The sequence below is a fragment of the uncultured Pseudacidovorax sp. genome (genome assembly GCF_913773995.1).
Lineage (GTDB): Bacteria > Pseudomonadota > Gammaproteobacteria > Burkholderiales > Burkholderiaceae_C > Xenophilus.
The window spans coordinates 1-26,267 of record NZ_CAJYES010000136.1 but is presented as its reverse complement, the minus strand read 5'-3'; the positions used below and the strand labels follow the sequence as shown (position 1 = coordinate 26,267).

Annotated in this window: 26 protein-coding genes and 1 tRNA gene; 10 read left to right on the top strand and 17 right to left on the bottom strand. The window is 68.5% G+C overall.

Features of this window, described 5'->3' with window-relative positions; translation table 11 throughout:
- Nucleotides 1-801: dTDP-glucose 4,6-dehydratase (gene rfbB, locus QZ772_RS12940; RefSeq protein WP_295526788.1), on the bottom strand; the 801-nt coding region annotated here is incomplete at its 3' end.
- A gap of 228 nt (nt 802-1,029) precedes the next feature.
- On the opposite strand from rfbB, the gene QZ772_RS12935 reads away from it, so the two are divergent.
- The 3 genes from QZ772_RS12935 (at nt 1,030) to QZ772_RS12925 (ending at nt 2,846) form a co-directional block, all read left to right on the top strand.
- Entirely contained in the window at nt 1,030-1,704 is a 675-nt protein-coding gene (locus QZ772_RS12935; protein WP_295526786.1) for a TetR/AcrR family transcriptional regulator, read from the top strand.
- Nucleotides 1,705-1,715: 11 nt separating this feature from the next.
- The gene (locus QZ772_RS12930) at nt 1,716-2,522 is read left to right on the top strand and encodes a hypothetical protein (RefSeq protein ID WP_295526784.1); all 807 of its coding nucleotides are present in this window, start codon (nt 1,716-1,718) and stop codon (nt 2,520-2,522) included.
- A gap of 63 nt (nt 2,523-2,585) precedes the next feature.
- Complete coding sequence (locus tag QZ772_RS12925; protein ID WP_295526781.1) at nt 2,586-2,846, top strand: acyl-CoA-binding protein; 261 nt, start codon at nt 2,586-2,588, stop codon at nt 2,844-2,846.
- A 64-nt stretch (nt 2,847-2,910) separates the two neighbouring features.
- Here QZ772_RS12925 and QZ772_RS12920 read toward each other — a convergent pair whose 3' ends face one another.
- The 4 genes from QZ772_RS12920 to argE all read right to left on the bottom strand — a co-directional run bounded on the left by QZ772_RS12920 (nt 2,911) and on the right by argE (nt 8,694).
- On the bottom strand, nt 2,911-4,005 hold the full coding sequence (locus QZ772_RS12920) for an aminopeptidase (protein WP_295526778.1): 1,095 nt from the start codon (nt 4,003-4,005) through the stop codon (nt 2,911-2,913).
- Nucleotides 4,006-4,096: 91 nt separating this feature from the next.
- On the bottom strand, nt 4,097-6,163 hold the full coding sequence (locus tag QZ772_RS12915; protein WP_295526776.1) for a molybdopterin oxidoreductase family protein: 2,067 nt from the start codon (nt 6,161-6,163) through the stop codon (nt 4,097-4,099).
- Between the two features lie 85 nt (nt 6,164-6,248).
- Nucleotides 6,249-7,502, bottom strand: coding sequence for a DUF445 domain-containing protein (locus QZ772_RS12910; protein WP_295526775.1), 1,254 nt, complete (start codon nt 7,500-7,502; stop codon nt 6,249-6,251).
- A 10-nt stretch (nt 7,503-7,512) separates the two neighbouring features.
- Nucleotides 7,513-8,694, bottom strand: a complete 1,182-nt coding sequence (gene argE, locus QZ772_RS12905) for an acetylornithine deacetylase (RefSeq protein WP_295526772.1) — start codon at nt 8,692-8,694, stop codon at nt 7,513-7,515.
- A 196-nt stretch (nt 8,695-8,890) separates the two neighbouring features.
- Here argE and QZ772_RS12900 point away from each other — a divergent pair, with 196 nt between their 5' ends.
- Both QZ772_RS12900 and QZ772_RS12895 read left to right on the top strand, forming a co-directional pair.
- Entirely contained in the window at nt 8,891-10,096 is a 1,206-nt protein-coding gene (locus QZ772_RS12900; protein ID WP_295526769.1) for a M20 aminoacylase family protein, read from the top strand.
- Nucleotides 10,093-11,190 carry a M14 family metallopeptidase gene (locus QZ772_RS12895; RefSeq protein ID WP_295526767.1) on the top strand — a complete coding sequence of 366 codons (1,098 nt, stop codon included), beginning with the start codon at nt 10,093-10,095 and terminating at the stop codon, nt 11,188-11,190. The genes QZ772_RS12900 and QZ772_RS12895 overlap by 4 nt, the downstream gene beginning before the upstream one ends.
- Nucleotides 11,191-11,268: 78 nt before the next feature.
- Here the strand turns inward: QZ772_RS12895 and QZ772_RS12890 are convergent, their stop codons facing one another.
- Complete coding sequence (locus QZ772_RS12890; protein ID WP_295526765.1) at nt 11,269-12,063, bottom strand: type III pantothenate kinase; 795 nt, start codon at nt 12,061-12,063, stop codon at nt 11,269-11,271.
- Between the two features lie 184 nt (nt 12,064-12,247).
- Here QZ772_RS12890 and QZ772_RS12885 point away from each other — a divergent pair, with 184 nt between their 5' ends.
- On the top strand, nt 12,248-13,222 hold the full coding sequence (locus tag QZ772_RS12885) for a tripartite tricarboxylate transporter substrate-binding protein (RefSeq protein ID WP_295526762.1): 975 nt from the start codon (nt 12,248-12,250) through the stop codon (nt 13,220-13,222).
- Between the two features lie 306 nt (nt 13,223-13,528).
- Here the strand turns inward: QZ772_RS12885 and QZ772_RS12880 are convergent, their stop codons facing one another.
- Complete coding sequence (locus QZ772_RS12880; RefSeq protein ID WP_295526760.1) at nt 13,529-15,610, bottom strand: PQQ-dependent dehydrogenase, methanol/ethanol family; 2,082 nt, start codon at nt 15,608-15,610, stop codon at nt 13,529-13,531.
- A gap of 148 nt (nt 15,611-15,758) precedes the next feature.
- Between QZ772_RS12880 and QZ772_RS12875 the strand changes: the two genes are divergently transcribed.
- The 3 genes from QZ772_RS12875 (at nt 15,759) to QZ772_RS12865 (ending at nt 19,151) form a co-directional block, all read left to right on the top strand.
- A complete protein-coding gene (locus QZ772_RS12875; RefSeq protein WP_295526794.1) occupies nt 15,759-16,958 on the top strand; it encodes a helix-turn-helix domain-containing protein in 1,200 nt (399 codons plus the stop codon).
- A gap of 211 nt (nt 16,959-17,169) precedes the next feature.
- Entirely contained in the window at nt 17,170-18,162 is a 993-nt protein-coding gene (locus tag QZ772_RS12870; protein WP_295526791.1) for a thiamine pyrophosphate-dependent dehydrogenase E1 component subunit alpha, read from the top strand.
- Nucleotides 18,153-19,151: a transketolase C-terminal domain-containing protein gene (locus tag QZ772_RS12865; protein ID WP_295526758.1), complete on the top strand. Its 999-nt coding sequence runs from the start codon at nt 18,153-18,155 to the stop codon at nt 19,149-19,151. Before QZ772_RS12870 ends, QZ772_RS12865 begins: the two co-directional genes overlap by 10 nt.
- A 111-nt stretch (nt 19,152-19,262) precedes the next feature.
- On the opposite strand, the gene QZ772_RS12860 is transcribed toward QZ772_RS12865, so the two are convergent.
- A complete protein-coding gene (locus tag QZ772_RS12860; protein WP_295526755.1) occupies nt 19,263-19,700 on the bottom strand; it encodes a hypothetical protein in 438 nt (145 codons plus the stop codon).
- 268 nt (nt 19,701-19,968) lie between these two features.
- On the opposite strand from QZ772_RS12860, the gene QZ772_RS12855 reads away from it, so the two are divergent.
- A complete protein-coding gene (locus QZ772_RS12855) occupies nt 19,969-20,979 on the top strand; it encodes a tripartite tricarboxylate transporter substrate binding protein (protein WP_295526752.1) in 1,011 nt (336 codons plus the stop codon).
- A gap of 72 nt (nt 20,980-21,051) precedes the next feature.
- On the opposite strand, the gene QZ772_RS12850 is transcribed toward QZ772_RS12855, so the two are convergent.
- From QZ772_RS12850 to rpmJ, 9 genes are all read right to left on the bottom strand, one after another.
- A complete protein-coding gene (locus QZ772_RS12850; protein WP_295526750.1) occupies nt 21,052-21,381 on the bottom strand; it encodes a DUF1840 domain-containing protein in 330 nt (109 codons plus the stop codon).
- An 82-nt stretch (nt 21,382-21,463) separates the two neighbouring features.
- On the bottom strand, nt 21,464-22,807 hold the full coding sequence (locus tag QZ772_RS12845; RefSeq protein WP_295526747.1) for a class I SAM-dependent methyltransferase: 1,344 nt from the start codon (nt 22,805-22,807) through the stop codon (nt 21,464-21,466).
- Nucleotides 22,808-22,839: 32 nt separating this feature from the next.
- A tRNA-Met gene (locus QZ772_RS12840) sits at nt 22,840-22,916 on the bottom strand.
- Between the two features lie 19 nt (nt 22,917-22,935).
- Nucleotides 22,936-23,334 (bottom strand): 50S ribosomal protein L17, encoded by a 399-nt coding sequence (gene rplQ, locus QZ772_RS12835; protein ID WP_295526745.1) that lies wholly within the window; start codon nt 23,332-23,334, stop codon nt 22,936-22,938.
- Nucleotides 23,335-23,413: 79 nt separating this feature from the next.
- Entirely contained in the window at nt 23,414-24,406 is a 993-nt protein-coding gene (gene rpoA / locus QZ772_RS12830) for a DNA-directed RNA polymerase subunit alpha (RefSeq protein WP_017758445.1), read from the bottom strand.
- Nucleotides 24,407-24,546: 140 nt separating this feature from the next.
- The gene (rpsD, locus tag QZ772_RS12825; protein ID WP_017758444.1) at nt 24,547-25,170 is read right to left on the bottom strand and encodes a 30S ribosomal protein S4; all 624 of its coding nucleotides are present in this window, start codon (nt 25,168-25,170) and stop codon (nt 24,547-24,549) included.
- Between the two features lie 143 nt (nt 25,171-25,313).
- The gene (rpsK, locus tag QZ772_RS12820; RefSeq protein WP_017760904.1) at nt 25,314-25,718 is read right to left on the bottom strand and encodes a 30S ribosomal protein S11; all 405 of its coding nucleotides are present in this window, start codon (nt 25,716-25,718) and stop codon (nt 25,314-25,316) included.
- A 12-nt stretch (nt 25,719-25,730) separates the two neighbouring features.
- Nucleotides 25,731-26,096: a 30S ribosomal protein S13 gene (gene rpsM, locus QZ772_RS12815; RefSeq protein ID WP_017760905.1), complete on the bottom strand. Its 366-nt coding sequence runs from the start codon at nt 26,094-26,096 to the stop codon at nt 25,731-25,733.
- Nucleotides 26,097-26,119: 23 nt separating this feature from the next.
- Nucleotides 26,120-26,233, bottom strand: coding sequence for a 50S ribosomal protein L36 (gene rpmJ / locus QZ772_RS12810; protein WP_013544106.1), 114 nt, complete (start codon nt 26,231-26,233; stop codon nt 26,120-26,122).
- Between the last annotated feature and the right edge of the window lie 34 nt (nt 26,234-26,267).

Here is a 26,267-nt window from a genome sequence, read left to right as displayed (position 1 = left end):
CAGCGCGCACACCGTCTTGACGATCTCGATGTTGGGCTTCTCGTTCCAGCCGCCCACGTTGTAGGTCTCGCCCAGCTGGCCGGCCTCCAGCACGCGGCGGATGGCGCTGCAGTGGTCCTTCACGTAGAGCCAGTCGCGCACCTGCATGCCGTCTCCGTACACGGGCAGCGGCTTGCCCGCGAGGGCGTTGACGATCATGAGCGGGATCAGCTTCTCGGGAAAGTGGAACGGCCCGTAGTTGTTGGAGCAGTTGGTGGTCAGCACCGGCAGGCCGTAGGTGTGGTGCCAGGCGCGCACCAGATGGTCGCTGGCGGCCTTGCTGGCCGAGTACGGGCTGTTGGGCTCGTATTTGTTCTCTTCGGTGAAGGCAGGGTCGGTGGCAGAAAGGGTGCCGTAGACCTCGTCGGTGGAGACGTGCAGGAAGCGGAACGCCGCCTTGCGCTCGGCCGGCAGCTGGCTCCAGTAGGCGCGAACGGCCTCCAGCAGGCGGAAGGTGCCCAGCACGTTGGTCTGGATGAAGTCCTCAGGGCCGTGGATGGAGCGGTCCACGTGCGACTCGGCGGCGAAGTTGACGACGGCGCGGGGCTGGTGCCCGGCCAGCAGGCGCTCGATCAGGGCGCTGTCGCCGATGTCGCCCTGCACGAAGACGTGGCGCTTGTCGCCGTCGAGCGAGGCCAGGGTCTGGAGGTTGCCTGCGTAGGTCAGCTTGTCGAGGTTGACGACCGGCTCGTCGGCGCCAGCCAGCCAGTCGAGCACGAAGTTGGCGCCGATGAAGCCGGCACCGCCTGTCACAAGGATCATTTTTCTCTCGCAGGATCGTTGGAATCGGGCGCCAATCGCAGTGCACCAGGGTGCGCGATTATCCACAGGCGCCCGCCGCCCTTTCCGGCAAACGCGACCGGACTCGACGCGCGGCGGGGCCTGCGACACAGTATCAATACCTAGACACATTGCGCTACAGCAAGCCAGCCAGCCCGGTCACATGGGGTAGAGTGATCCGCACAAGATCCGAGACAACGGAGGCTGCCCATGACACGGAAAGCGCCGCGCCGCACGGCCCAACGCATCCAGGAAACCGCCCTGGCGCTGTTCAACCGCTTCGGCGAGCCGAACGTCTCCACCACGCTCCTGGCCACCGAGCTGCGAATCAGCCCCGGCAACCTGTACTACCACTTTCCGGCCAAGGAAGCGCTCATCAACCGCTTGCACGAAGATTTCGAGGCCCACCTCGACGCGCTGCTCGCCCAGGCCGACGAGGTGCGCGACCTGGCCGGCGCTTGGCGTTTCGTGCGCGAACTCTTCGAGCTGATGGGCCGATACCGCTTCCTCTACCGGGACATGAACGACCTGCTCAGCAACAACCATCACCTGGAGACCCGACTGCGCGAGGCCCTCGCCCGCAAGGAGGCGGCCATGCAGGCCATGCTCGCGGGCCTGACCGGTGCGGGACTGTTGCGGCTGGAAGCCTCCGAGCGCGAAGCCCTGGCGCGCAGCATGGTGGTGCTGGCGACCTACTGGCTCAACTACGAATTCGTGTGCAATCCTCGCGAGGCGCTTGAGCCCACGACCATCTGCAACGCCATGCTGCGCGGCACCCGCCACACCCTGCAGCTGGTCGTGCCGTACCTGGGGGCGGGCCAGCGTGCCGAGCTGGTCCGGCTGGCGAGTGCGCCAGTGCCCGAGGAAGACGCCCTGTCCACCTGAAAGCCGCCGCCATGCCGCATGTCCTGCGCATACCCCCGCCGCCCGACGACTGGGTCGCCGCTGACTGCCTGGGCCGCTTTCCTTTTGATGGGACGCGGGTTCTGGCGCAGTGGGAGGCGTTGCATGTCGGCCAGCCTCTCCCGCCACCGGCCAGCCCGGCACTCGCGGGTGCATGGGCGCTCTACCACGCCGGCGATTTCGCGGCGGCGGTCCAGGCCGGGCAGCGGTTCGGGGGGCGCGACGGCGCCGCGCTGGCCGACCAGGCCTCCGCCATCTACGCCAACTACGTGGAGCCCGACGACGAGCGGCGACTGGCGTTGCTGCGCCAGGTGGGCGAGCGGGCCCTGGCGCGGCACGAGGCGAACCCCGACGACGTGCCGGCGCTGTACTGGCATGCCTATGCGCTGGGGCGCCATGCGCAGGCGGTGAGCGTCGCGCGCGCCCTGGCGCAGGGACTGGGCGGACGCCTGAAGGACACGCTGGAGCGGATCATCGCGCTGCAACCCGACCATGCCGACGCGCACTTTGCACTCGGCGCCTTCCACGCCGAGGTGATCGACAAGGTGGGCGAACTCGTGGCCCGGATGACCTACGGCGTGCGACCCGAACGGGCGATCGAACTCTTCGAGCAGGGCCTGGCACTGCATCCGGCCTCGGCCACCGGCCGTGTCGAATACGCCCGCGCGCTGGTGGCACTGCGGGGCGAGCCCGCGCTCGCCCAGGTGCACCAGCTGTACGAGGACGCAGCGGCCATCGAGCCCATCGATGCGCGGCAGTTCCTGGACCGGGAGGTGGCGCTCGCATGCATGGCGGATTGATGTTGGCCAGCGCTGGCGCAGACAAAAAGCGCACAATCGTGCTTTTTTCGCCAACTACCCGCCATGTCCGACCTCCAAGCCCGTTTCGAAGCCGCCGAAGCCCGGTCCAAGCTGCTGCCTTCGCGCCCTGACAACCCCACCCTGCTGAAGATCTATGGCCTCTACAAGCAGGCCACCGTCGGCGACAACACCGAGAAGAAGCCCAGCTTCAGCGACATCGTCGCGCGCGCCAAGTGGGACGCCTGGAACACGCACAAGGGCGTCTCCGCCGATGAGGCGAAGCAGAAGTACATCGACCTGATCGAAGCCCTGCACGCCGCCTGAACCGACTGCCCCATGACCAGGCCGCTCCCCGGAGCGGCCTTTTGCTGTCCGGTCAGCGGGCCGTTCAGGGGGCGGGGGCCGAGTCCAGCGCCGCCACCCTGGCCTCGTGTGTCGGCAGCCGCCCGATGCGCTCGACCTCGGCATGGAAGCGTGCCCAGTCCCCGTTGCAGCGCGCGAAGAGCCGCTCGAACTGCGGCACCAGCTGGTCGTAGGCCGCCTGGGCCCCGAAGGTGGCATTGTTGGCCCGGGCCACCCAGGCGTCGTAGGCGCCCTGGCGGCCGTCGGCCGGCCATCCGGCCCGCAGTTGGGCGTAGTGCTCGCGGAACTCGCGCATCGCGGCCTGCTTCATCGCCTCGACCTGCGCCCAGTCCCCCGCCTTGGCGGCCGGCGAGCCATAGGCCCGTGCCAGCGCCTCGCGGGTGGAGAGCATCAGCACCTGCATCTGGCGGCGGCGCTGGTCGAAACGGGCATAAGCCTCGCGGGCCGGCGCGTCCGCCTCGTCGCGCAGCCATTGGGCGCTGCCCAGCCGCTCGACCGCCGTGGCGTAGGACTCGTTGAACACCGTGTCGCCCGAGACATAGAAGCGCTGGTGGGCCAGCTCGTGGAAGACGATGCGTGCCAGCTCACCGTCCGGATAGCCGATGAAAGTCGATAGCAGCGGATCGCCGCCCAGCCAGTTGAGCCAGCCCAGCGTCGAATAGGCGGGCACCGGGTAGACGGCGGCCTCCAGCCCCTCGGCGCGCTGGCGCTCGGCCTCGGCCTGCGCCTCGGCCTCGTCGTAGTAGCCGCGGTAGCCCACGCAGCCGGCCACCGGGTAGCACCAGGTCTTGAGCTGCAGCGAATAGGCGGGGGTAGCCACCACGTTCCAGACGGCGGCGCCCCGGTGCAGATCGGCGTAGGCCGTGTAGCTGCGGTTGTCGGGCAGCGCCAGCTGGTCGCTGGCGTAGCGGCGGATGTGCTGGGCCAGCGTGAGCTTGCGGCGCAGGCCGTCCGACAGCCTGGCGTCCTGCAGCACCTCGGGCACCGGCCGGGCCGCATGCAGGATGGTCAGGTGACCGCCGACCGATTGCGCGTAGTAGCCCAGCGGGCCGCAGCCGGCGAGCAGCAGCGCGGCCGCCGCGCCAAGGGCCAGAGCCAGTCGCCGATGGCTGGACCTCATCGGATGCCCTTCATCACGCACGGACACCCCTTCATCGGGCGCAGGTCGACTGCGTCCCAGGTCCGAGTGCCCATCCCGCCGAGGTGTCCGCTCACGCCGCCACGGCCTCCACCTGCACCAGGCAGTCGTAGAAGGTGGGGCCGCGGCCGAGGTCGGTCAGGCGCTGACTGGTCAGCTCGTTGACGTTGGTGCCGTCCACACCCAGCTTGCGCCACCAGATGCCCAGGCCGTTGACCACGCCGGGCCGGGCACGGCGTGAGACCTCGGCGCGGCAGCGGTGCTCGCCGCGTGCGTTGAACACCCGCACCATGGCACCGTTGGCGATGCCGCGCGCCGCCGCGTCGTCGGCATGGATCTCCACCAGCGGCTCGCCCTCCATGGACCGCAGGCTGGTCACGTTGACGAACGTCGAGTTGAGGAAGTTGCGCGCCGGCGGCGAGATCATGGCCAGCGGATAGACGGCCGAGCTGCCTGCGGGCTCGTAGTTGGGCAGGTGGTCCGGTAGCCCGTCCAGGCCCTGCGCCGCCAGCCGGGCGCTGAAGAATTCGCACTTGCCCGAGGGCGTGGGAAAGCCGCCCTCGGCGAAGGGCGCCTCCGGCAGCGGCAGGGTGGCGAAACCGTCGCGCTCCAGCGCGGCCCAGTCGATGGCCTCGGGGCGGAAGGCTTGGCGGCAGAGCGTTTCGTCGTCGTCGGTGAAGCAGGGCTCGTCGAAGCCCATGCGGCGCGCCAGCTCGCGGAACACCCAGGCATTGCTGCGCGCCTGGCCGCGCGGCGCGACGGCGGGGCGGTTGAGCATCACATCGGTGTGGCCGTAGCTGAAGTGGATGTCCCAGTGCTCCAGCTGCGTGGTGGCGGGCAGCAGGTAGTCGGCATAGTCGGCGGTGTCGGTCTGGAACTGCTCCAGCACCACCGTGAACAGGTCCTCGCGCGCAAAGCCGGCGGCCACCTTGGCCGACTCGGGCGCCACCGCCACCGGGTTGCTGTTGTAGACCACCACCACCTTCACTGCGGAGCCGCCGGCCAGGGCCGTGGCGTCGCCGGTCAGCACGTCGCCGATGCTGCTCATGTTGAGCGTGCGGGGCTGGCGACCCGCGAGCAGGTCGGGCCGGTGCAGCGTGGCGCGGTCTGCCGGGAACTGGCCCGACGCACTGAGCAGCAGCCCGCCCGCGCGGTGCCGCCAAGCGCCCACCAAGGCCGGCAGGCAGGCCACGGCCCGCGCCGCATTGCCGCCGCCGCGCACGCGTTGCATGCCGTAGTTCAGGCGGATGGCCGCCGGCTTCGTGGTGCCGTAGTCGCGCGCCAGGGCCTCGATCTGCGCCGCGGGCACGCCGCACACGGCGGCAGCGCGCTCGGGTGGCCATTGCAGGGCGCGCTCGCGCAGCTGTTCCCAGCCCAGCGTGTGGCGGGCGATGTAGTCGTGGTCCAGCCAGTCGTGCACGATCAGCTCGTGCATCAGCGCCAGCGCCAGCGCACCATCGGTGCCGGGCAGCAGGGCGATGTGCTCGTCGCACTTGTCGGCCGTCTCGGTGCGCCGCGGGTCGATGCAGATCAGCCGCGCGCCGGCCCGCTTGGCCGCCTGCGCATGGCGCCAGAAATGCAGGTTGCTGGCGATGGCGTTGCTGCCCCAGATCAGGATCAACTTGGCCTGCGCGAAATGCTCGATGCGCATGCCGACCTTGCCGCCCAGCGTGTAGCCCAGGCCTTCGCCGCCGGCGGTGGAGCAGATGGTGCGGTCCAGCAGCGAGGCGCCCAGCTTGTGGAAGAAGCGCCGGTCCATCGATTCGCCCTGCACCAGCCCCATGGTGCCGGCGTAGCTGTACGGGAGGATGGCCTGCGGCTCATCGGCCGCGATGGCCTTGAGGCGGGCGGCGATGTCGTCCAGCGCCTCGTCCCAGCTCACGGGCTCGAAGCGGCCCTCGCCCTTGCGGCCCACGCGGCGCAGCGGCTGCGTGAGCCGCTCGGGGTGGGCATTGCGCTCCAGGTAGCGCGACACCTTGGTGCACAGCACGCCGCCCGTGTGCGGATGCGCCGGATTGCCCTGCAGCTTGATGGCCACGCCGTCCTGCACCGTCGTGACCAGACCGCAGGTGTCGGGGCAGTCGTGCGGGCAGGCGCCGAGGACGGTGTGCGTGTCGGGGGTGGTCGTGGAGGCGGTCATGGTCGTCGCGGGCGCGTCAGGGCATGGGGCACATGGGGAGGAGCGAGTCTAGGAGCCGGCGGCGCGCGGCGCCACCGCGTCGGGTTCATGTCACCGCCAGCGTGACGGCATGGATCGCCACGCCCACCAGCCCTCCCACCACCGTGCCGTTGATGCGGATGAACTGCAGGTCGCGGCCCACGTGCTGCTCGAGTTCGGCCACCAGCTCGTCGGTGTCCCAGTCGGCCACGCGCTGCTCGATGTAGCGGCGGATGTCCTCGCACCAGCGCTCGATGGCGGCAGGGGCTGCCTGCTCCAGCTGCTCATTGAGCCAGGCGCGCATGGCGGCGTCGGATGCCAGCCGCTCGCCTAGCGAAGCTGCCAGGCGGGCGATGCGCTGGCCGATGGCTGAATCCGGCCGCGACAGGTCGGCCTGCAGCCAGTCGCGCAGCTGCTGCCACAGGCCGTCGAGGTAGTCGCGCAGGCCGTCGTGGGCCAGCAGTTCGTCGCGCAGCCGTTCGCCACGGGCGACGAAGGACGGGTCCTGCCGCAGGCGCTGGACGAAGCCTTGCATGTAGGTGTCGAAGCGCTGGCGCAGCGGATGGGCCGGGTCGGCTGCCGTCTCCCCCAGTGCACGGGCGATGCTGGCAACCAGCTTGCGCGTGGCCAGGCGCGCGGCCACCTGGTCCAGGCCGACGTAGCGCAAGGCCTTGACCTCCTGCGCGATGGATTCGGTGAGCTGATCCTGCAGTGCCTCGTCGTCCAGCCATTGGGCGGCATGGCCCAGCACCGCATCGAGCATCGCCTGATGGCGGCCTTCCGCCGTGAGCGTCTCCAGCAACTGGCCGGCGGCGCGGGAGAAGTCCAGCTGCCGCAGGCCCGCCGCCGCGGCGCGGCCAAGGAAGTCGCGCAGCCGCTGGTCGTCGACGGCCTCCAGCACCTGGCCGGCCGCGGCCACGCCCAAGCGACCCAGCCGTTCGGCCTGCGCGGGACGCGACAGCCAGGCCGCGAGACGCGCAGCTGCATCGAAAGCCCGCAGCTTGGCCAGCACCTGCGCCGTGCCCAGGAAGTTGTCGCAGAAGAAGCGCGCCAGGTTGGCGCCCAGCCGCGCCTTGCTGCGCGGCAGGATGGCCGTGTGCGGAATCGGCAGGCCCAGCGGATGGCGGAACAGCGCGACCACGGCGAACCAGTCGGCGATGGCACCCACCATGGCCGCCTCGGCGAAGGCCGCCAGCCAGCCCCAGCCGGCGTGGCCGCCGCGCGCTTGCTGCCAAGTGGCCAGCGCATACAGCAGCGCGACGCCGACCAGCAGCGCCAGCGCCATGCGCTTCATCGGGCCGGGGCCCGTCGCTGCCGTCATGGGCCGCGGATCAGCCGATCTCGGCGCTGTCGGCCAGGCCGTGCATGAAGGCCTCGCAGCGCGCCAGCTGCGCCAGCGTCACGTATTCGTCGGGCTGGTGGGCCTGCTGAATGCTGCCGGGGCCGCACACCACCGTGGGGATGCCCGCGTTCTTGAACAGGCCCGCCTCGGTGCCGAAGGCCACCAGCGTGGTGCCGGCCTCGCCCGCCAGGCGCTGCGCCAGACGGGTGACCGGGTCGTCGCGGCCGCCGAGGAAGGAAGGGATCTCGCAGATGGTCTCGAAGCGAAAGCCGGCATCGGCCGCCACGCGCTGCATGCCGGGCTCCAGGCTGCGGGCGTAGTCCACCACCTGCCGCTGCATGGCGCGGGCGTCGGCCGTGGGCAGGTCGCGGAATTCATAGCGGAACTCGGCGTCGCGCGGCACCACGTTGTCGGCGATGCCACCGTGGAACTGGCCCACGCTGGCAGTGGAGAAGGGCACGTCGAAGCCGTCGTAGCGCGGCTCCTCTCGCTCGAAGGCTTCGGCCATGTCGCGCACCTTGCCTACCACCCGCGCCGCCATCTCGATGGCATTGACGGAATGCGGCGTGAGGGAGGAATGCGCCTCCTTGCCGCGCACGCAGCAGCGGTAGCGCCACACGCCCTTGTGGGCGATGGCCGGCACCATGGACGTGGGCTCGCCCACGATGCAGGCCAGCGGCTTGACGCCGGCATCGCGCATGTCGGCGATCAGTTCGCGCACGCCGAAGCAGCCGATCTCTTCCTCATAGCTGAAGGCGAAGTGCACGGCGAAGGGCGCGTTGCCGGCCAGGATCCGCTCGGCATTGGCCAGGGCGATGGCGATGAAGCTCTTCATGTCGGCCGAACCGCGGCCGAAGAGCGCCGGCCCCTCGGGACCATCCTGCACGGTGGCGGAGAGCGGATCGACCGTCCAGGCCTGGCCCTCCCACGGCACGGTGTCGGTGTGGCCCGAGACGATCACGCCGGCCGGCTTTCCCTCGCCCAGCGTGGCGAACAGGTTGGCCTTCGTGCGCTCGGCATTCCAGGTCAGGCGGCTCTTCACGCCCAGGCTGGCCAGGTGATCGCGGGCGAACTCGATCAGTTCAAGGTTGCTGCGGTCGCTGATGGTGTTCATGCGCACCAGCGCCTGGGCGAAGGCCAGCGCGCGGTCGGAAAGCGGGGGATGGCTCATGGGGCCGGATTGTGGCCGGCCGGGCTTGACCCCGGCGCGCCCTCCGGCATGCCGCCGGGTCGCGGCAGTGACATCGGACGTGCCATCGCGTGGGCATGCCTTGCGTGCTTGCCCCTGCCGCGGGCATCCGTATTGCTTGCACCGGCATCCCGGGCGTGTCAGCCTGCGCCGGCCCGCCCCCACTAGACTGCCCTTCATGAAGCTCATCGACTCGATCGTCACCCAGGCGGCCGGGATCGCCGCCATCCGCCGCGACCTGCATGCCCATCCCGAACTGGCCTACGAGGAAGTGCGCACCGCCGATGTCGTCGCGGCCCGCCTGACCGAATGGGGCATTCCCATCCACCGCGGCCTGGGCACCACCGGCGTGGTCGGCATCGTCAAGAACGGCAGCAGCGACCGCGCCGTGGGCCTGCGCGCCGACATGGACGCCCTGCCCATCAACGAACTGAACACCTTCGACCACGCCAGCAAGCATGCCAACAAGATGCACGCCTGCGGTCACGACGGCCACACCGCCATGCTGCTGGCAGCGGCCCAGCATCTGGCGAAGAACCGCAACTTCGACGGCACGGTCTACCTGATCTTCCAGCCGGCCGAGGAAGGCGGCGGCGGCGCCAAGCGCATGATCGACGACGGCCTGTTCGAGAAATTTCCGATGGAGGCCGTGTTCGGCATGCACAACTGGCCCGGCATGGCGGCCGGCCAGTTCGCCGTCAGCCCCGGGCCGGTCATGGCCTCCGGCAACAAGTTCTACATCACGGTGCGCGGCAAGGGTGGCCATGCCGCCCTGCCCCACACCACCGTCGATCCGGTGCCGATCGCCTGCGAAATGGTGCAGGCCTTCCAGACCATCCTCACGCGCAAGATGAAGCCGCTGGATTCGGCCGTCATCTCGGTCACGACGGTGCATGCGGGCGACACCAACAATGTGATCCCGAACGACTGCGAGCTCACCGGCACTGTGCGCACCTTCTCGGTGGAAGTGCTGGACATGATCGAGGCGCGCATGCGCAAGATCGCCGAACACATCTGCGCCGCGCACGATGCCGAGTGCGACTTCGAGTTCGTGCGCTACTACCCGCCCACCATCAACACCGCGCCCGAGGCCGACTTCGCCCGCCGCGTGATGGCCGGCGTGGTGGGCGAAGCCAATGTGCTGCGCCAGGAGCCGGCGATGACCTCCGAGGACTTCGCCTTCATGCTCCAGGCCAAGCCCGGCGCGTACGCCTTCATCGGCAACGGCGACGGCAGCCACCGCCCTCATCTGCATGGCGAGGGGCCCTGCGTGCTGCACAACGCCAGCTACGACTTCAACGACGAGCTGATCCCGCTGGGCGCCAGCGTGTGGGTGAAGCTGGCCGAGGAATTCCTGGCCCAGCCGGCGACGGCGCAGAAGTGATGGACGCCGCGCAGGCCTTCTCGCCCAGCTATGCGCTGGCGCGGCAGAAATTCCTGGCGGCCTGCGTGGCGGCCGGCATCGCGGTCGAGACCCATCCCCTGCCCTTGCCCGGTGCCGATGGTGAGGCGCTGGCCATGGACGTGGCGCGGGACGGGCTGGCCGATGCCGAGCGGGTGCTGATCGTGACCAGCGCCTGCCATGGCGTGGAGGGCCACTGCGGCAGCGGGGTGCAGGTGCATGCGCTGCACGACGCGGCCTGGCGCGCGGCGGCGCGCGATGCCGGCGTGGCGGTGGTCTACATCCATGCGCTCAATCCGCACGGCTTCTCGCACGGGCGGCGGGTGACGCAGGAGAACGTGGACCTCAACCGCAACTTCCAGGACTTCTCCGCGCCGCTGCCCGTCAACAAGCCGTACGCCAAGCTGCACGCGCTGCTGCTGCCGCCGCAATGGCCGCCAACGCCCCGCGATCAGGAGGCGCTCGAACACTGGATCGCCAAGCACGGCATGGGCGAGTTCCAGACCGCCGTCACTCAGGGCCAGTACGCCTTCGCCGATGGCATGTTCTTCGGCGGAGAGGCGCCCACCTGGAGCCAGCGCACGCTGCGGCAGGTGATGCGACAGCATGCCGGCCGCGCCAGGCGTCTGGCGTGGATCGACCTGCACACCGGGCTGGGGCCGAGCGGCGTGGGCGAGCGCATCTTCGCGGGCCGCAACGACCCCGCCGCCTACGCCCGCGCGAGCGCATGGTGGGGCGGCGGCGGCACGACGCCGGTCACCTCCATCTACGACGGCAGTTCGACCTCGGCCCTGCTCACCGGGCTGATGTGGAGCTCGGTCTACGAGGAATGCCCGCAGGCCGAGTTCACCGGCATCGCCATGGAATACGGCACCGAGCCGCTGATGGAGGTGCTCACGGCCATGCGCGGCGACCACTGGCTGCACCTGCATCCCGAAGCCGCGCCGGAGCTGGCGCAGGCGATCCGCCAGCGCATGCGGGCGGCCTTCTACACCGACACCGACACCTGGAAGCAGCGCATCGTCGACCAGGCGCGCGAGGCGCTGTTCCAGGCAGCCGAAGGGCTGCGCGGCTGAGCCTGGGTAACGCGGGGCGCGCAGCCCCGAACGCGGCAAGGCCGGGGGTTGGGATGGGAAAAGCAGGACGCCAGCGGCTCAGCCCGCGATGCGCGCGGCGCGGTCGGCGGCGATGACGAGCAGGCCGTCCATGATCAGCGACTCGACGAGCTCGAACTCCACCGACATCGACGGCGCCATCTTCCAGCCCGCACCGCCCGTCATGTAGCAGGCCGGCTCGGCGCCACAGTGGCGCCGGACGTGCTGCACCATGCGCTCGACGGCGCCGGCGATGGCATAGGTGCCGCCGCTGGTGAGGGCATCGCTGGTGTTGGTCGGAAACTCGCGCACCTCGCCCGTGGGCACATGCAGGCCGGCGGTGCCGGACTCCAGTGCCCGCAGCATGATGCCGTGGCCCGGCAAGATCAGGCCACCCAGGAACCTGCCTTCGGTATCGATGGCCTCGACCGTGACGGCGGTGCCCACCATCACCACGACCATGGGTCGTGGCAGGCCGCCGGCCACCTGCGCCAGCATGCGATGGCGTGCACCGATCATGGCCACCCAGCGGTCCGCGCCCAGACGCGTCGGATGGTCGTAGCCGTTGACCATGCCGCACTCGGCCGCACTCGACACCACCCAGCGCGGCTCGAAATCGAAGCTCTCCTCCACCTGCTCCTCGGTACGGCGGCGCACTGCGTCGCCCGCGACCACGCAACCGATCATGGCGTCGGGCCGCACGGGCAGCGAGGCCCAGGGTCCTTCGGACAGGCGGTCGATGTGGTCCAGGAACTCGGCGCCCGAGGCCAGCGGCCCGCTGCCGGGCTGGGCCTGCGCATAGAGCGCCCACTTGAGCCGCGTGTTGCCGATGTCGAGTGCGAGGAGGGAAGGCATGGGGCGGGATTATTGCCCCGCAGCAGCGGGGGCTCGGCCGGACGGCGCGGTCCCGCGCGCGACAGCGCTCCCCCGCTATTCCTACTAGGGAAAGCCGCGATAGGCGGGCCGAAGTGCCTCCCTACCATTCAGGGCCGTTTTTCGGTTCACCTTTCGTTCACCCGTTTCGTTCGGAGTTGTCTTCATGAAGAAAACCATCGCCCTGGCCGCCCTTGCCGCCCTCACCTTCGGCGCGCAGGCTGCCGACTTCCCCGATGGCAAGACCATCACCTTCGTGGTGCCCTTCGCGGCCGGCGGCCCGACCGACAAGGTGGCACGCGACCTGGCCGAGGCCATGCAGAAGGCCCTGGGCGCCACCATCGTGGTGGACAACACCGCCGGCGCCGGCAGCACCATCGGCAACGCAAAGGTGGCCCGCGCCAAGAACGACGGCCTGACCCTGCTGGTCACCCACGTCGGCATGGCCACCACGCCGGTGCTCTACCGCAAGCTCAGCTACAACTGGGAGACCGACTTCGAGTACCTGGGCATGATCAACGACGTGCCCATGACGCTGATCGGCAAGCCGCAGCTCGAAGCCAACAACTTCAAGGAACTGCAGACCTGGATCGCCAGCAACAAGGGCAAGGTCAACCTGGGCAATGCCGGCATCGGCTCGGCCTCGCACCTGTGCGGCCTGCTGTTCCAGAGCGCGCTGAAGGCCGAGATGACCACGGTGCCGTACAAGGGCACCGCCCCGGCCATCGCGGACCTGATGGGCGGCCAGATCGACCTGCTGTGCGACCAGACCACCAACACCACCGGCCAGATCGAGGCCAAAAAGGTCAAGGCCTATGGCGTGACCACGCTCAAGCGCGTGAACACGCCGGCGCTCAAGGACATCCCGACGCTGGACGAGCAGGGCCTGAAGAACTTCCAGGTGACGATCTGGCACGGCCTGTACGCCCCCAAGGGCACGCCGGCGCCGGTGCTCAAGAAGCTCAACGATGCGCTCAAGACCGCACTGAAGGACCCGGACTTCATCCGCCGCGAAGAGGCGCTGGGCGCCGTGGTGGTGAACGACAAGCGCAGCGACCCGGCCGAGCACAAGAAGTTCGTGCAGGCGGAAGTCGCCCGCTTCGGCCCGGTGATCAAGGAAGCCGGCGTGTACGCAGACTGATCACGACAGACCCGCACCAGCGACAAGGCCCGCCAGCGATGGCGGGCCTTTTTCGTCATGGCAGATCGAGGCGCGGAGACTCAGCGCCGATGACCAACGCAGTCCAGTCCAACACTACGAGGCTTCCCCGAGGCCTTTTCATGAGCTTGCCCTATCGCCCGCAGTACATGCCGCGCGAAGATCGAAAGGCCGCGGAGCAGGCCAAGCCAGAACATCCGCGGAACCGGCTCCGCCGGGCCGCAGGATGTGCCCCCTCCTCCGGAGGGCGGTGGCGGAGCGCGAAGCGCGCAGCCTGGGGGAGGCTTCTTACTTCGGCCGGATGGCGTCGGCGGTGCCCTGGATGAAGGCCTTGATCGCCTCCACGTCCTCCATGCTCAGCTTGCCGGTGAAGTCCGGCATGCCCCGCGACATGGCCGGCCCCTTGAAGACGAACTTGTCCAGGTTCTCGATGTAAGGCGCGCCCAGGTACCCCAGGTTGGGAATGTTGCCCCCACGGTCCACCCCCGGCACGCCGTGGCAGAAGACGCAGTTGCTCACGTACAGCCCCGTGCCGGCCTGCACCTTGGCCGGGTCGTACTTCACGCCCTGCAGCAGCTTGTCCATGCGGTACTGCACGAACTCGGGCATCTTGGCCGTGCCGCCGGCCGCGAAGGTGTAGACCGTGCCCGGGCCCTGGCGCTCGGTGGCGCGCTGAGCCAGCCCGTACACGCCGCCCCAGCCCACGGCCACAGACACGTACTGCTTGCCGTCGACCATGTAGGTGGCCGGTGCCGCCACCACGCCGGTGCCGGTGGGCGTCTCCCACAGCTTCTTGCCATCGCGGGCGTCATAGGCCACCAGGCGCCCGTCGGCCGTCCCCTGGAAGACCAGGTTGCCCGCGGTGGTCAGCGTGCCGCCGTTCCAGGGCGAGACATGCTCCACGCCCCAGGCCTCCTTCTGCCTGACCGGGTCCCAGGCCATCAGCCGGCCCATGGGCTTGCTCTTGGGCGGCTCGGCATTGACGAACTTGGCGGTGTTCCAGCCCAGGTCGGAATGCGGGCGCAGCGGTGCGTTCTCGTTGAACTTCCAGTCCTTGTCGTCCAGCAAGTTCAGCGGCACATGCTGCGCCGGCAGGTAGACCAGCCCCGTCTTCGGGTTGAAGGACATCGGGTGCCAGTTGTGCGCACCGAAGGGGCCGGGGATCGAGTCGTTCGGCTTGGTGCCATCACGGGCGGCGGCGACCTCGATCGGCCGGCCGTTCTTGTCGTAGCCGGTGGCCCAGTTCACCTCGACGAAGTTCTTGGCCGAGATGAACTTCCCGTTGGTGCGGTCGATGACGAAGAAGAAGCCGTTCTTGGGCGCATGCAGGATCACCTTGCGCGGCTTGCCGTCCAGCTTGATGTCGGCCAGGATCATCGGCTGCGTGGACGTGTAGTCCCAGTTGTCGCCCGGCGTCTCCTGGTAGTGCCACTTGTACTTGCCGGTGTCCGGGTCCAGCGCCACGATGGATGCCAGGTACAGGTTGTCGCCGCCGGCCGGGCTGCGCTTGCTGCGCGCCCACGGCGAGCCGTTGCCGGTGCCGATGTACATGGTGTTGAGCTCGGGGTCGAAGGCCATGGTGTCCCACACCGTGCCGCCGCCGCCGCTTTCCCACCACTTGCCGGCCGGGTCCCAGGTCTTGGCGGCCCGGGCCTGCGCCTCGTCCTCGAAGGGTTTGGACGGGTCGCCGGGCACGGTGAACCAGCGCCACTTCTGGTCGCCGGTCTCGGCGTCGTAGGCGGTGATGTACCCGCGCACGCCGAATTCGGCGCCGCCGTTGCCGATGATGACCTTGCCCTTGAACACCCGCGGCGCCCCGGTGATGGTGTAGCTGCGGGCATGGTCGATGAGCGTGTCCTTCTCCCACAGCTTGTTGCCCGTGGCGGCGTCCAGCGCGATCAGCCGGCCGTCGAAGGCGCCGACGTAGACCTTGCCCTTCCACAGCGCCACGCCGCGGTTGACCACATCGCAGCAGCCGCGGTAGCCCTTGGCACGGTCGACCTGCGGATCGAAGCTCCACAGCCGCTGGCCGGTGCGCACATCGATGGCATGCACCACGCTCCAGGAGGCCGTCACGTACATCACGCCATCGACCACCAGGGGCGTGGCCTCGACGCCGCGCGTCGACTCGAGGTTGTACGACCAGACCAGGCCCAACTGCCCCACGTTGCCGGTGTTGAGCTGGTCGAGCCGGCTGTAGCGGGTCTCCGCGTAGTCCAGGCCCACGCTGGGCCATTCGGGCGTCTTCTGGGCATTGGCCCGGATGAAGTTGCCGTCGACCTTGGCGGCGGGTGCCGCCTTGGGGGCGGGCGTCTGGGCCTGGGCCAGGCAGGCCCAGGCGGCCAGTGCCGCGAGCGCAAGAAGCCTCATCGTGTGTCTCCTTATCGGGTTCTTTGTTGAAGCAAGGCCCATTGAGGATGCCGCCTCACGGGGGCGGCCTTCACCCTCGGGAATTCCCGGGTGCTTGGCTGTTCCATTGCGGAACACAGTCAGCCGCAGCCGAAGGAGATGCCTCTTGCTGCAAGCCCAGGACCCCGGCGCACACACGCTGCGCCAGCTCTTCGCCACCACGCCGGAGCAGCGCACCGCGCAGGCGCGCACCCGCTTCTTCGACGAGGGCGACCGGCCCTCGGGCCTGGTGGGCGAAGACGTGCTGCAGTCCTGGATGCGCTGCCGCCGCCGTCACGAAGACCCGGGCCGCGCCATCGTCTTCGACCCGGTCACGCCCAGCCGGCTGCATGGCGCGCTGTCGCGCAACCGCGCCCTGCTCGATGCCGCGGGCGCCGAACTCGCGGCGATGGAAGGTGCCCTGTCGGGCACGGACTGCCGCGTCATCCTCACCGACCGCGAGGGCGTGTTGCTGCATGTGACGCACCATCCCATGGCGCCGCAGCAACCCGTGCTGGGCCGCACGGCGCGGCTGGGCGTGAACCTGGCCGAGTCGGTGGTGGGCACCACGGCACCGGGCATCGTGCTGTGCACCGGGCAGGCCAGCACGGTCGAGGGCGGCGAGCACTATTTCGACACGCTTCATCACGTCCATTGCGCCGCGGCGCCCATCCGTGGTGTGGATGGGCGCCTGGCCGGCGTGCTGGACCTGTCGGTGGAATCGCGCCGCTTCGGCTTCGATGCCGGCTCGATGGTGGGTCTGTATGCCACCGTCATCGAGAACCGGCTGCTGGCCCGCCAGTCCGGCGAGCATCTTGTGCTGCGCTTCCAGGCCAGCCCCGCGCTGCTGGGCACGCCGCTGGAAGCCATGGCCGGCGTGTCGCAGGATGGGCGCGTGGCCTGGCTGAACACGGCGGCCTCGCGCCTGCTCGGGCCGCTGCCACGCGATCCGCTGGCGCGGTCGGCTGTGCGCCTGTTCGGCCGCGACCTGCACGGGCTGCTGCGGCTCGCCGGCGGCGAGGGGGCCAGGCCGTTGCGCCTCACAAGCGGCCTGGGCGTGTGGGTGCAGGTGCGGCTGCCCGGCAGCGACGGACTGAACCTGCGCCATGGCGTGGCCCTGTCAGGTCCCGGCCGTGCCATGGCGCCAGCGCCCCAACCTGCCGAAGTGGACACCGAACCCACGCCCGCCACGCTGCGCGGCCTGCAGCAGGAACTGATCGAACGCACCTTGCAGGAGAACGGCCGCAACATCGCCCGCGCCGCGCGCCAGCTCGGCGTGTCGCGTGGCACGCTGTACCGACGGCTGCGCCAGCGGCCATCGCCCGGCTGATCGGTGTCACGGCAGCGGAGGGCCGGGCGGGCAGGTTCACGGCCTTCGGCGGTGCCACCCCCGCTGTCGCCGCAGCGTCCCCTGCGCGTGGGACGCGCACGCTAGCATGCCCCCGACCGGCCGCCCCGAGCCGGATCCGCAGAAGCAAGAGGAGACAAGCCCCGTGACATCCACGACCAGCGGCCCCGTGGCCCTGGCGCTGTATCGCACCATGCAGCGCATCCGTGCCTTCGAGAACGCGGCCGAAACGGCCAGCCAGGGTGGCGTGAGCGCCTATGGCCAGCAGGCCGGCGGCGCCGCCCGGGTGCGCGGCCCGCTGCACCTGTCCACCGGGCAGGAAGCCGTGCCCGCCGGCGTCTGCGCCCATCTGCGGCCCGGCGACTATCTCACCTCCACCCACCGCGGCCACGGCCACACGCTGGCCAAAGGCGCCGACCTGGCGCGGATGATGGCCGAGCTCTTCGGCAAGGCAACCGGCTTCAATGGCGGCAAAGGCGGCTCCATGCACATCGCCGATTTCTCGGTGGGCATGCTGGGCGCCAACGGCGTGGTGGCGGCCGGCCTGCCCATCGCGGTGGGCGCGGCGCATGCGCAGAAGCTGCGAAGCCTTCAACCAGGCGCCAGTGCCCATGACAACATCACCGTGTGCTTCTTCGGCGACGGCGCCATCAACCGCGGCCCCTTCCTCGAAGCGCTCAACTGGGCGCAGGTGTATGGCCTGCCGGTGCTCTTCGTGTGTGAAGACAACCGCTGGAGCGCCACGACGGCGAGCGGACCGATGACCGCGGGCGAAGGGGCTTCGGCGCGCGCGGAGGCACTGGGCATTCCCGCCACGCCGGTGGACGGCAATGATGTGTTCGCGGTGCATGCGGCGGCCTGCCGGCTGGTGGCCGAGGTGCGTGGGGGCCAGGGTCCGCGCTTGCTGCATGCCCTCACCTACCGCGTGAAAGGCCATGTGTCGGTGGACCCGGCCGCCTACCGCGACGCCCAGGAGCTGGCCGCCGCCCTGGAGACGGATCCCATCGCCCGTGCTCGGGCCGGCCTGCAATCCAGCGGCATCGAGGAAGCCGAACTGGCCCGGATCGAGCGCGAGGCCCTGGACGAAGTGCAGGCCGCCCTCGATGCGGCCGATGCCGCGCCCTGGCCGGATCCCGGCGCCGCCTTCACCGATGTGCAGACCACGGGAGCCGGCCAATGGCGATGACGACAGGCACATCGGCGCACGCGGTGAACGAGGTGCACGACTGGAGCTACGCCGAGGCCGCCGCGCAGGCGCTGGGCCAGGCGATGGCCGAGGACGCCCGCGTGGTGGTGCTCGGCGAGGACGTGGGCCGGGGCGGCATCTTCGGCCAGTACCAGGGCCTGCAGCAGCGCTTCGGCGCGCAGCGCGTGATCGACACGCCCATCAGCGAGGCCGCCATCATGGGTGCCGGTGTCGGCATGGCGCTGGCCGGGCTGAAGCCGGTGGTCGAGATGCGGGTGGTGGACTTTGCGCTCTGCGGCATGGACGAGCTGGTCAACCAGGCCGCCAAGAACCGCTTCATGTTCGGCGGCCAGGGCCGTGTGCCGCTGGTGGCGCGCATGCCGGGCGGCATCTGGGACGCCTCGGCCGCGCAGCATTCGCAGTCGCTGGAAGCCTGGTTCGCGCATCTGCCGGGGGTGGTGGTGGTCTGCCCCTCCACGCCGCAGGACAACCATGCGCTGCTGCGCGCGGCCCTGGATTGTGGCGACCCGGTGGTCTACATCGAGCACAAGACGCTGTGGGGCCAGCGCGGCGCCGTCGATCCGCAGTTGGCCGTTCCGCTGGGGCGCGCGGCGCACCGACGCCATGGGGACGCCCTCACGATGGTGAGTTGGAGCCGACAGGTCCAGGTGTGCGAAGCCGCCTGCGCCCGCCTCGCGGCCGCAGGCGTCGCCGTCGACCTGATCGACCTGCGCACGCTCTGGCCCTGGGACCGGGAGACGGTGCTGGACAGTTGTGGCCGTACCGGCCGGCTGCTGGTGGTGCACGAGGCGGTGCAGGCGGCCGGATTCGGCGCGGAAATCGCCGCCACGGCGGCCGAGGCGACGGGCTGCCGCATCGCGCGCCTCGGGGCGCCGCGCATCCCAGTGGGCTATGCGCCTGTGCTGGAGGCGCAGTCCCGGGTGGGGGCCGAGGCGATCGAGGCGGCTGCGCTTCTGCTGGTGGGCTGAGTCGCTTGAAGCGCTCCTGGCGCAGTCGTGCGAGCGGGCGGGCGGGTTGCGTGGACTCAGGGCGGACACACGACGCGCCCGGAAGCAACGGGCCGCGCGATCACCCGCGGATCAGGCGTCGGCCTGCGCCATGCACAGGTGCTGCAGCTGCTGCAGATGCGAGCGGAAGGCGACCGCCGCCACCCAATCCTTGACCTCGAAGGCCGTGCGGGGTGGCTGCCCGGCCTGTTCGGCCACCAGCACGAGATAGCGCCCCGTGTCGGGATCGGTGTCGAAACGCACCGAGATCGCGGGCAGCGCCAACGAGGCGGGCTCCGCCGCACCCTCCCATTGCAGCCGGCAGTCGGCGCCCATCGACACGCGGATCGACGTGCCGCCGACCTCCCCCAGCCGCCGGTTGAGGGCCTGCACATGTTCGGCGGGCCCCATGGCGTCGAGTGCCATCACATCCTCGGTCGGATAACCGTCCATGCACCCGGCCATCAACAGGCAGGAGGCGGCGGCCAGCAGGCAGGCGGCGACTGCGCGAAGGCGGAAGGCAACGGTCATCGGGCGGGAATTCGGAAGCAGAGTCGCGGCGGCGTGGGGCCGGCCGGAAAGAGGGTGCGGGCGGAAGGCCGAGATTGTGCCGACTCCTGGCGAGCCGACGCGTATTCACGACGCGGGCGAGAGGGGTTTTCACCCATCGAGGCGCGGTCTCGCCCAGTTAAAACCAGGCCTTGACCTTTTCCCGGGACTGCGCCTTCGCATGAAGGCGCGCCGCCGCTGCTCATCCCGCAGGCGGCCCCCGGCCTTCCCCCATCAGGAGACTTCCTTCATGCTTTCCATCCCGCGTCGGCGCCTCGTGGCCGTGGCTTCCCTCGCTGCAGCGCTGCTTGGCGCCGGCAGCATCGCCCAGGCGCAGGACACGTGGCCCACCAAGACGGTACGCATCGTCGTGCCCTTTGCACCGGGCGGCACCACCGACATCCTGGCCCGCGCCGTGGCCCCGGAGCTCTCCAAGGCTTTCGGTCAGCAGTTCATCGTGGACAACCGCGCCGGCGCCGGCGGCAACGTCGGCGCCGAGATCGTGGCCCGCTCCGCGCCCGATGGCTACACACTGCTGATGGGCACCGTGGGCACGCACGGCATCAACCGCGCGCTGTACCCCAAGCTGCCCTATGACCCGATCAAGGATTTCGTGCCCATCACGCTGGTGGCCTCGGTGCCCAACGTCATGGAGATGAACGCCGACAAGGCCCGGCAGTACGGCATCCAGAACGTGCAGGACTTCATCCGCTACGCGCGTTCGCACCCGGGCCAGCTCAACATGGCGTCGAGCGGCAGCGGCACCTCCATCCATCTGGCCGGCGAGCTGTTCAAGAGCATGACCGGCACCTTCATGACGCACATCCCGTACAAGGGCTCCGGGCCCGCGCTCCTGGACATGGTAGCCGGCAATGCCGACGTGATGTTCGACAACCTGCCTTCGTCCATGCAGCAGATCAAGGCCGGCAAGCTCAAGGCTCTGGCCGTGACCAGCAGCCAGCGCTCGGCCGCCCTGCCCGACGTGCCGACCGTGGAGGAGGCTGGCGGACCCTCGCTCAAGGGCTACGAGGCCAGCTCCTGGTTCGGTCTGCTGGCGCCCGCTGGTACCTCGCCCGAGATCGTCCAGCGCATCCAGCAGGAGGTGGCCAAGTCGCTGGCCACCGCTTCCGTCAAGGAGAAGATGCTGGCCCAGGGCGCCATCCCTGGGGGCAACACGTCGGCGGCCTTCGCGCAGCACATCGAGCGCGAGCATGTGAAATGGGCCCAGGTGGTGAAGGCTTCGGGCGCCAAAGTCGACTGATCGCGCCGCCATGAAAAAGGCCGCATGCGATGCATGCGGCCTGATTACTTGTGGGTGAGGGATCGAACGGGCTCAAGCGCCCCAGACGATGTCCTTGCCCTCGCCGTGCGACTCCTTGAGCATGTGCAGCAGCGGCGTGACCCGCTGGTGCAGCGACACATGTTCCTGCTCGGCACGTGCGTCGTGGTCCTCGACGGCATGGGCGTCGTGGTTGCCATGACTGGCCATCTTGGCTTCATTGGCGACCGCGGCCTCCAGCGCCGAGATGGCGGCGGGCATCTGGTCCACGGTGATGACGCCGGGTGCGCCAGGGGCCTTGCCGATGATCTCGAGAAGATGTCGGGCGCTCGGTTCGAGCATCACCACGTCGGCCGAAGCCTGGGATTTGAAGCGGTACAGCATGCGGGTACTCCTTTTCGCACTTGTTTGTTGTTGTGACCTGCGCCCATGGCCGCGGTTCCCGGGCCAGGCATTTACGCCATTCCTACCGCGGCGCGTACATGTAATCGCGCGAGAAAGGGTATAGCGACTGGGCGCCGCGCATGGCGTGGGACGAAATCTTGCCGTCGGGTCGGGCCGACAGCATTTGATGCAAGGCGATCCATCCCTGTTCGAAGCTCATCGCGCAACCCGCAAGGTAGAGGCGATAGGCCCGCAGGATGCGCCCGCCACGCTCGGCACCTGCGGTGACTTCAAGCACTTCGCGCGCCTTGTCGAGTTGAGCCTCAAGGGCGTCGGACCAGGCCCACAGCGTGCGGGCGTAATGCGGCCGAAGATTCTCGGTATCGACCATCTCCAGGCCCGCGTGCGCCGTCTCGCGCAGCACGGTCGTCACGTGCAACAACTCTCCGCCCGGGAAGATGTACTTCTCGATGAAGTCCCCCATGCCCGCGCCCAGTTGACGGTAGTCGAGCTGGCCCGAGGTGATGCCATGCTGCAGCGTCAGGCCTCCGGGCGCGAGCAGCTTGTGCACATCCTGGAAGTAGGTGCCCATGTTGGCGCTGCCCACATGCTCGAACATGCCCACGGACGAGATCTTGTCGAAAGGCTGCTCGGCGACGAGCTCGCGGTAGTCCATGAGGCGCACGCGGACGCGGTCCTGCAGGCCACGCTGCGCGATCAGACGTTCCACATGCGCATGCTGGTTCTTCGACAAGGTGATGCCCGTTGCATCGACGCCGTAGTGCTCGGCTGCCCAGAGCAGCAAGCCGCCCCAGCCGGAGCCGATGTCCAGGTAGCGATCGCCGGGCTTCAGCCGCAGCTTGCGGCAGATGTGGTCGAGCTTGGCCTCCTGCGCTTGGGCCAGCGTCATCGACTCGTCGCAGAAGTAGGCGCACGAATACACGCGTCGCGCGTCGAGCCAGAGCGCATAGAACTCGTCGGAGACGTCGTAGTGGAACTGGATCTGCTCGGCGTCACGCCGCAGCGTGTGCGACCCCCGGGACTTGGCGGTGCGCAGCAGCCGCGTCCACCAGCCGGTATCGCTTTCCACCGGGTTGCCCGGCATGAGCGCGGCTGCCGCGGCCATGAGGTCTCGCATGGAGCCTTCGATCTCCACCCGCCCTTCGACATAGTCCTCACCAACGCTGCCGATCTGGCGCGCAGCGAGCTTGGCCAATCCGGTCCAACTCGAAAAACCCAGCCGCACCTTGGCGCCAGGAGTGTCGATGCGGTGGCCGTCGGGCAAGCGCAGCGATACAGGAATGGGGAGAGAAACGAGTTGAGACTCGATCTTCTGAACCAGGCTCTGCATGGCGAGCCATTGTGCAGAAAGTTTCCGAATTGTGCAGACGCTCACGCGCCCGCGCTCTCGGCTGCGAGCGGACAAAAAAAGGGCCTTCCGAAGAAGGCCCTTGAATTTGGTTGCGCGAGGAGGATTTGAACCTCCGACCTTTGGGTTATGAGCCCAACGAGCTACCAGACTGCTCCATCGCGCGTCGAAGAATTGATTATATGTCAGTCTTGCGAAGTTTGCACGTCTTGGTCGCCAGAAATTTCCGGACGATCGACGAGCTCGACCAGCGCCATGGGCGCGTTGTCGCCAACACGGAAGCCCATCTTCAGGATGCGCGTGTAGCCGCCCGGGCGAGCCTGGTAGCGCGGGCCCAGTTCGTTGAAGAGCTTGACAACGTTGTCGCGGTTGCGCAGGCGGTCGAACGCCAAGCGCTTGTTGGCAACGGTGGGGTTCTTCGCCAGCGTGATGAGCGGCTCGACGACGCGGCGCAGTTCCTTGGCCTTGGGCACGGTCGTCTTGATGGCTTCGTGCTCGATCAGCGAGTTGGACATGTTGCGCAGCATCGCGAGGCGGTGCGAGCTGGTGCGGTTGAGTTTGCGAAGACCGAGGCCGTGACGCATGGTGATTTCCTTTTGACTTTAGTTGATCGGGGCAGCCGGATCAGGTACTGCCCCGTGGAGCGAGAAGCCCGAGGACTTCTCAGCGCTTGTCGAGGCCGGCCGGTGGCCAGCTTTCGAGCTTCATGCCAAGGGTCAGACCGCGCGAAGCGAGGACTTCCTTGATTTCGTTGAGCGACTTGCGACCGAGGTTGGGGGTCTTGAGCAGCTCGTTCTCGGTGCGCTGGATCAGGTCGCCGATGTAGTAGATGTTCTCGGCCTTCAGGCAGTTGGCCGAGCGCACGGTCAGCTCCAGCTCGTCGACAGGGCGCAGCAGGATCGGGTCGAACTGTTGGGCGCTGCGCTGGGCAGGCTGCTCGAACATGCCAGTCAGCTCGCCGCCTTCGAGCTGCGCGAACACGGCCAGCTGCTCGACCAGGATCTTCGCCGAGGCGCGCACGGCGTCTTCAGCGGTGATCGCACCGTTGGTCTCGATCTCGACCAGGAGCTTGTCCAGGTCGGTGCGCTGCTCGACGCGGGCGCTCTCGACGGTGTAGCTCACGCGCTTGACGGGCGAGAACGAAGCGTCGAGCACGATGCGGCCGATCGACTTGGTCGGCTCGTCCGCATAACGGCGCATCGTGCCGGGCACATAGCCGCGGCCCTTCTCGACCTTGATCTGCATGTCCAGCTTGCCGCCTTGCGACAGGTGGGCGATGACATGCTCGGGATTGATGATCTCGACGTCGTGCGGGGTCTGGATGTCGGCGGCCGTGACCGGGCCTTCGCCTTCCTTGCGCAGGCTCAGCGTGACTTCGTCACGGTTGTGCAGCTTGAACACCACGCCCTTGAGGTTGAGCAGGATGTTCACGACGTCTTCCTGGACGCCGTCGATCGACGAGTACTCGTGCAGCACGCCGGCGATCGTCACTTCCGTGGCTGCATACCCCACCATCGACGACAGCAGAACGCGACGCAGCGCGTTGCCGAGCGTATGGCCATAGCCGCGCTCGAAAGGCTCGAGCGTGACCTTCGCCTTGTTGGCGGCCAGTTGCTCGACCTGGATGGTCTTGGGTTTCAGCAGGGTGGTTTGCATGCGGACTTCCTCTCAATACCCCCGGCTCGTTACACCGGTAAGGCTGGTGAAGTGCCCGCCTCGAATGCCTTCGAGGGGGTACAAAATCATTCAAGGGTGGTGCCGCGCGGCAGCACCACCGGTCACCTCTGGGTCTCGCTTTAACGCGAGTAGAGTTCGACGATCAGCGATTCGTTGATGTCGGCGCCGAATTCGTCGCGGTCCGGGGCCTTCTTGAAGGTACCTTCGGCCTTGTCGATGCTCACCTCAACCCAGCCGGGAATGCCGACTTGTTGGGCCAGTTGCAGCGCCTCGATGATGCGGGCCTGCTTCTTGGACTTCTCGCGAACAGCGACGACGTCACCAGCCTTGACCAGGTAGGACGGGATGTTGACCGACTGGCCATTGACCGTAATTGCCTTGTGCGAGACCAGCTGGCGCGCTTCGGCGCGGGTCGAACCAAAGCCCATGCGGTAGACGACGTTGTCCAGACGGCACTCGAGCAGCGACAGGAGGTTGGCGCCGGTGTTGCCCTTGCGGCGGTCGGCTTCGGCGAAGTAGCGGCGGAACTGCTTCTCGAGCACGCCGTACATGCGCTTGACCTTCTGCTTCTCGCGCAGTTGCAGACCGAAGTCGGAGGTGCGCTGACCCGAGGTACGGCCGTGCTGGCCGGGCTTGGAGTCGAACTTCGCCTTGTCCGCGATGGAGCGGCGGGCGCTCTTCAGGAACAGGTCGGTGCCTTCACGGCGGGAAAGTTTGGCCTTGGGGCCGAGGTAACGTGCCACGGTATTTTCCTTGTGGTTTCTGCCGCGGGCATTGCTGCCGCGGGAGCCATCAGTCGTTTCGGTCGATGGCGGTGGGCTTGTGAAAAGCGAGAGCGCAAAAACGCGCAGACCGCCCGGAGGCGGACTGCGCTGGCAACCTCACCTCAGATACGACGACGCTTCTGGGGACGGCAGCCGTTGTGGGGAACCGGCGTCACATCGGAGATCGACGTGATGCGGATGCCCAGCGCAGCCAGTGCGCGCACCGAGGATTCCCGACCGGGGCCGGGACCCTTGATCTCGACGTCCAGGTTCTTGATGCCTTGCTCGACGGCCGCGCGGCCGGCGACTTCGGAAGCCACCTGGGCGGCGAAGGGCGTCGACTTGCGCGAACCCTTGAAGCCCTGGCCACCGGAAGAGGCCCATGACAGAGCGTTGCCCTGGCGGTCAGTGATGGTGATGATCGTGTTGTTGAACGACGCGTGCACGTGCGCAATGCCGTCCGCAACGTTCTTGCGGACCTTCTTGCGCACACGCTGTGCGGCGTTGTTGGCAGGAGCTTTAGCCATGCTGTTCTCTCTTTACTTCTTCAGGGCCTGGGCAGCCTTGCGCGGACCCTTACGGGTACGGGCATTGGTGCGCGTGCGCTGACCACGCATCGGCAGCCCGCGACGATGGCGGAAGCCGCGGTAGCAGCCGATGTCCATCAGGCGCTTGATGTTCATCGTGGTTTCACGACGCAGGTCACCCTCGATCGTGAATTGGGCGATCTGGTCGCGGATCTTTTCGAGATCGGCGTCCGTCAGGTCCTTGATCTTCTTGGCGTAGTCGATGCCGCAGGCTTCGCAGATCTTGCGAGCGCGGGTACGGCCGATGCCGAAGATTGCCGTCAGGCCGATCTCGGCGTGCTTGTGCGGCGGGATGTTGATGCCAGCAATACGTGCCATGTGCGTCCTCTAGAACTCTCGAATCAACCCTGGCGCTGCTTGTGGCGCGGGTCGGTGCAAATCACACGCACCACACCTTTACGGCGGATGACCTTGCAATTACGGCAGATGGTTTTGACCGAAGCCGAAACTCTCATTTCATTCTCCTAAAACTGTTTAACGTGGCGGTAC

Coding starts and splice junctions, on each gene's coding strand:
- QZ772_RS12930 (WP_295526784.1), top strand. CDS start 1,716: ATGCCGCATGTCCTGCGCATACCCCCGCCGCCCGACGACTGGGTCGCC.
- QZ772_RS12850 (WP_295526750.1), bottom strand. CDS start 21,381: ATGCTGTACCGCTTCAAATCCCAGGCTTCGGCCGACGTGGTGATGCTC.
- rpmJ (WP_013544106.1), bottom strand. CDS start 26,233: ATGAGAGTTTCGGCTTCGGTCAAAACCATCTGCCGTAATTGCAAGGTC.
- QZ772_RS12880 (WP_295526760.1), bottom strand. CDS start 15,610: ATGAGGCTTCTTGCGCTCGCGGCACTGGCCGCCTGGGCCTGCCTGGCC.
- QZ772_RS12920 (WP_295526778.1), bottom strand. CDS start 4,005: ATGAGGTCCAGCCATCGGCGACTGGCTCTGGCCCTTGGCGCGGCGGCC.
- rpsM (WP_017760905.1), bottom strand. CDS start 26,096: ATGGCACGTATTGCTGGCATCAACATCCCGCCGCACAAGCACGCCGAG.
- rplQ (WP_295526745.1), bottom strand. CDS start 23,334: ATGCGTCACGGCCTCGGTCTTCGCAAACTCAACCGCACCAGCTCGCAC.
- rpsK (WP_017760904.1), bottom strand. CDS start 25,718: ATGGCTAAAGCTCCTGCCAACAACGCCGCACAGCGTGTGCGCAAGAAG.
- QZ772_RS12865 (WP_295526758.1), top strand. CDS start 18,153: ATGGCGATGACGACAGGCACATCGGCGCACGCGGTGAACGAGGTGCAC.
- QZ772_RS12900 (WP_295526769.1), top strand. CDS start 8,891: ATGAAGCTCATCGACTCGATCGTCACCCAGGCGGCCGGGATCGCCGCC.
- QZ772_RS12855 (WP_295526752.1), top strand. CDS start 19,969: ATGCTTTCCATCCCGCGTCGGCGCCTCGTGGCCGTGGCTTCCCTCGCT.
- QZ772_RS12915 (WP_295526776.1), bottom strand. CDS start 6,163: ATGACCGCCTCCACGACCACCCCCGACACGCACACCGTCCTCGGCGCC.
- QZ772_RS12935 (WP_295526786.1), top strand. CDS start 1,030: ATGACACGGAAAGCGCCGCGCCGCACGGCCCAACGCATCCAGGAAACC.
- QZ772_RS12870 (WP_295526791.1), top strand. CDS start 17,170: ATGCAGCGCATCCGTGCCTTCGAGAACGCGGCCGAAACGGCCAGCCAG.
- QZ772_RS12890 (WP_295526765.1), bottom strand. CDS start 12,063: ATGCCTTCCCTCCTCGCACTCGACATCGGCAACACGCGGCTCAAGTGG.
- QZ772_RS12860 (WP_295526755.1), bottom strand. CDS start 19,700: ATGACCGTTGCCTTCCGCCTTCGCGCAGTCGCCGCCTGCCTGCTGGCC.
- rpoA (WP_017758445.1), bottom strand. CDS start 24,406: ATGCAAACCACCCTGCTGAAACCCAAGACCATCCAGGTCGAGCAACTG.
- argE (WP_295526772.1), bottom strand. CDS start 8,694: ATGAGCCATCCCCCGCTTTCCGACCGCGCGCTGGCCTTCGCCCAGGCG.
- QZ772_RS12885 (WP_295526762.1), top strand. CDS start 12,248: ATGAAGAAAACCATCGCCCTGGCCGCCCTTGCCGCCCTCACCTTCGGC.
- QZ772_RS12910 (WP_295526775.1), bottom strand. CDS start 7,502: ATGACGGCAGCGACGGGCCCCGGCCCGATGAAGCGCATGGCGCTGGCG.
- QZ772_RS12925 (WP_295526781.1), top strand. CDS start 2,586: ATGTCCGACCTCCAAGCCCGTTTCGAAGCCGCCGAAGCCCGGTCCAAG.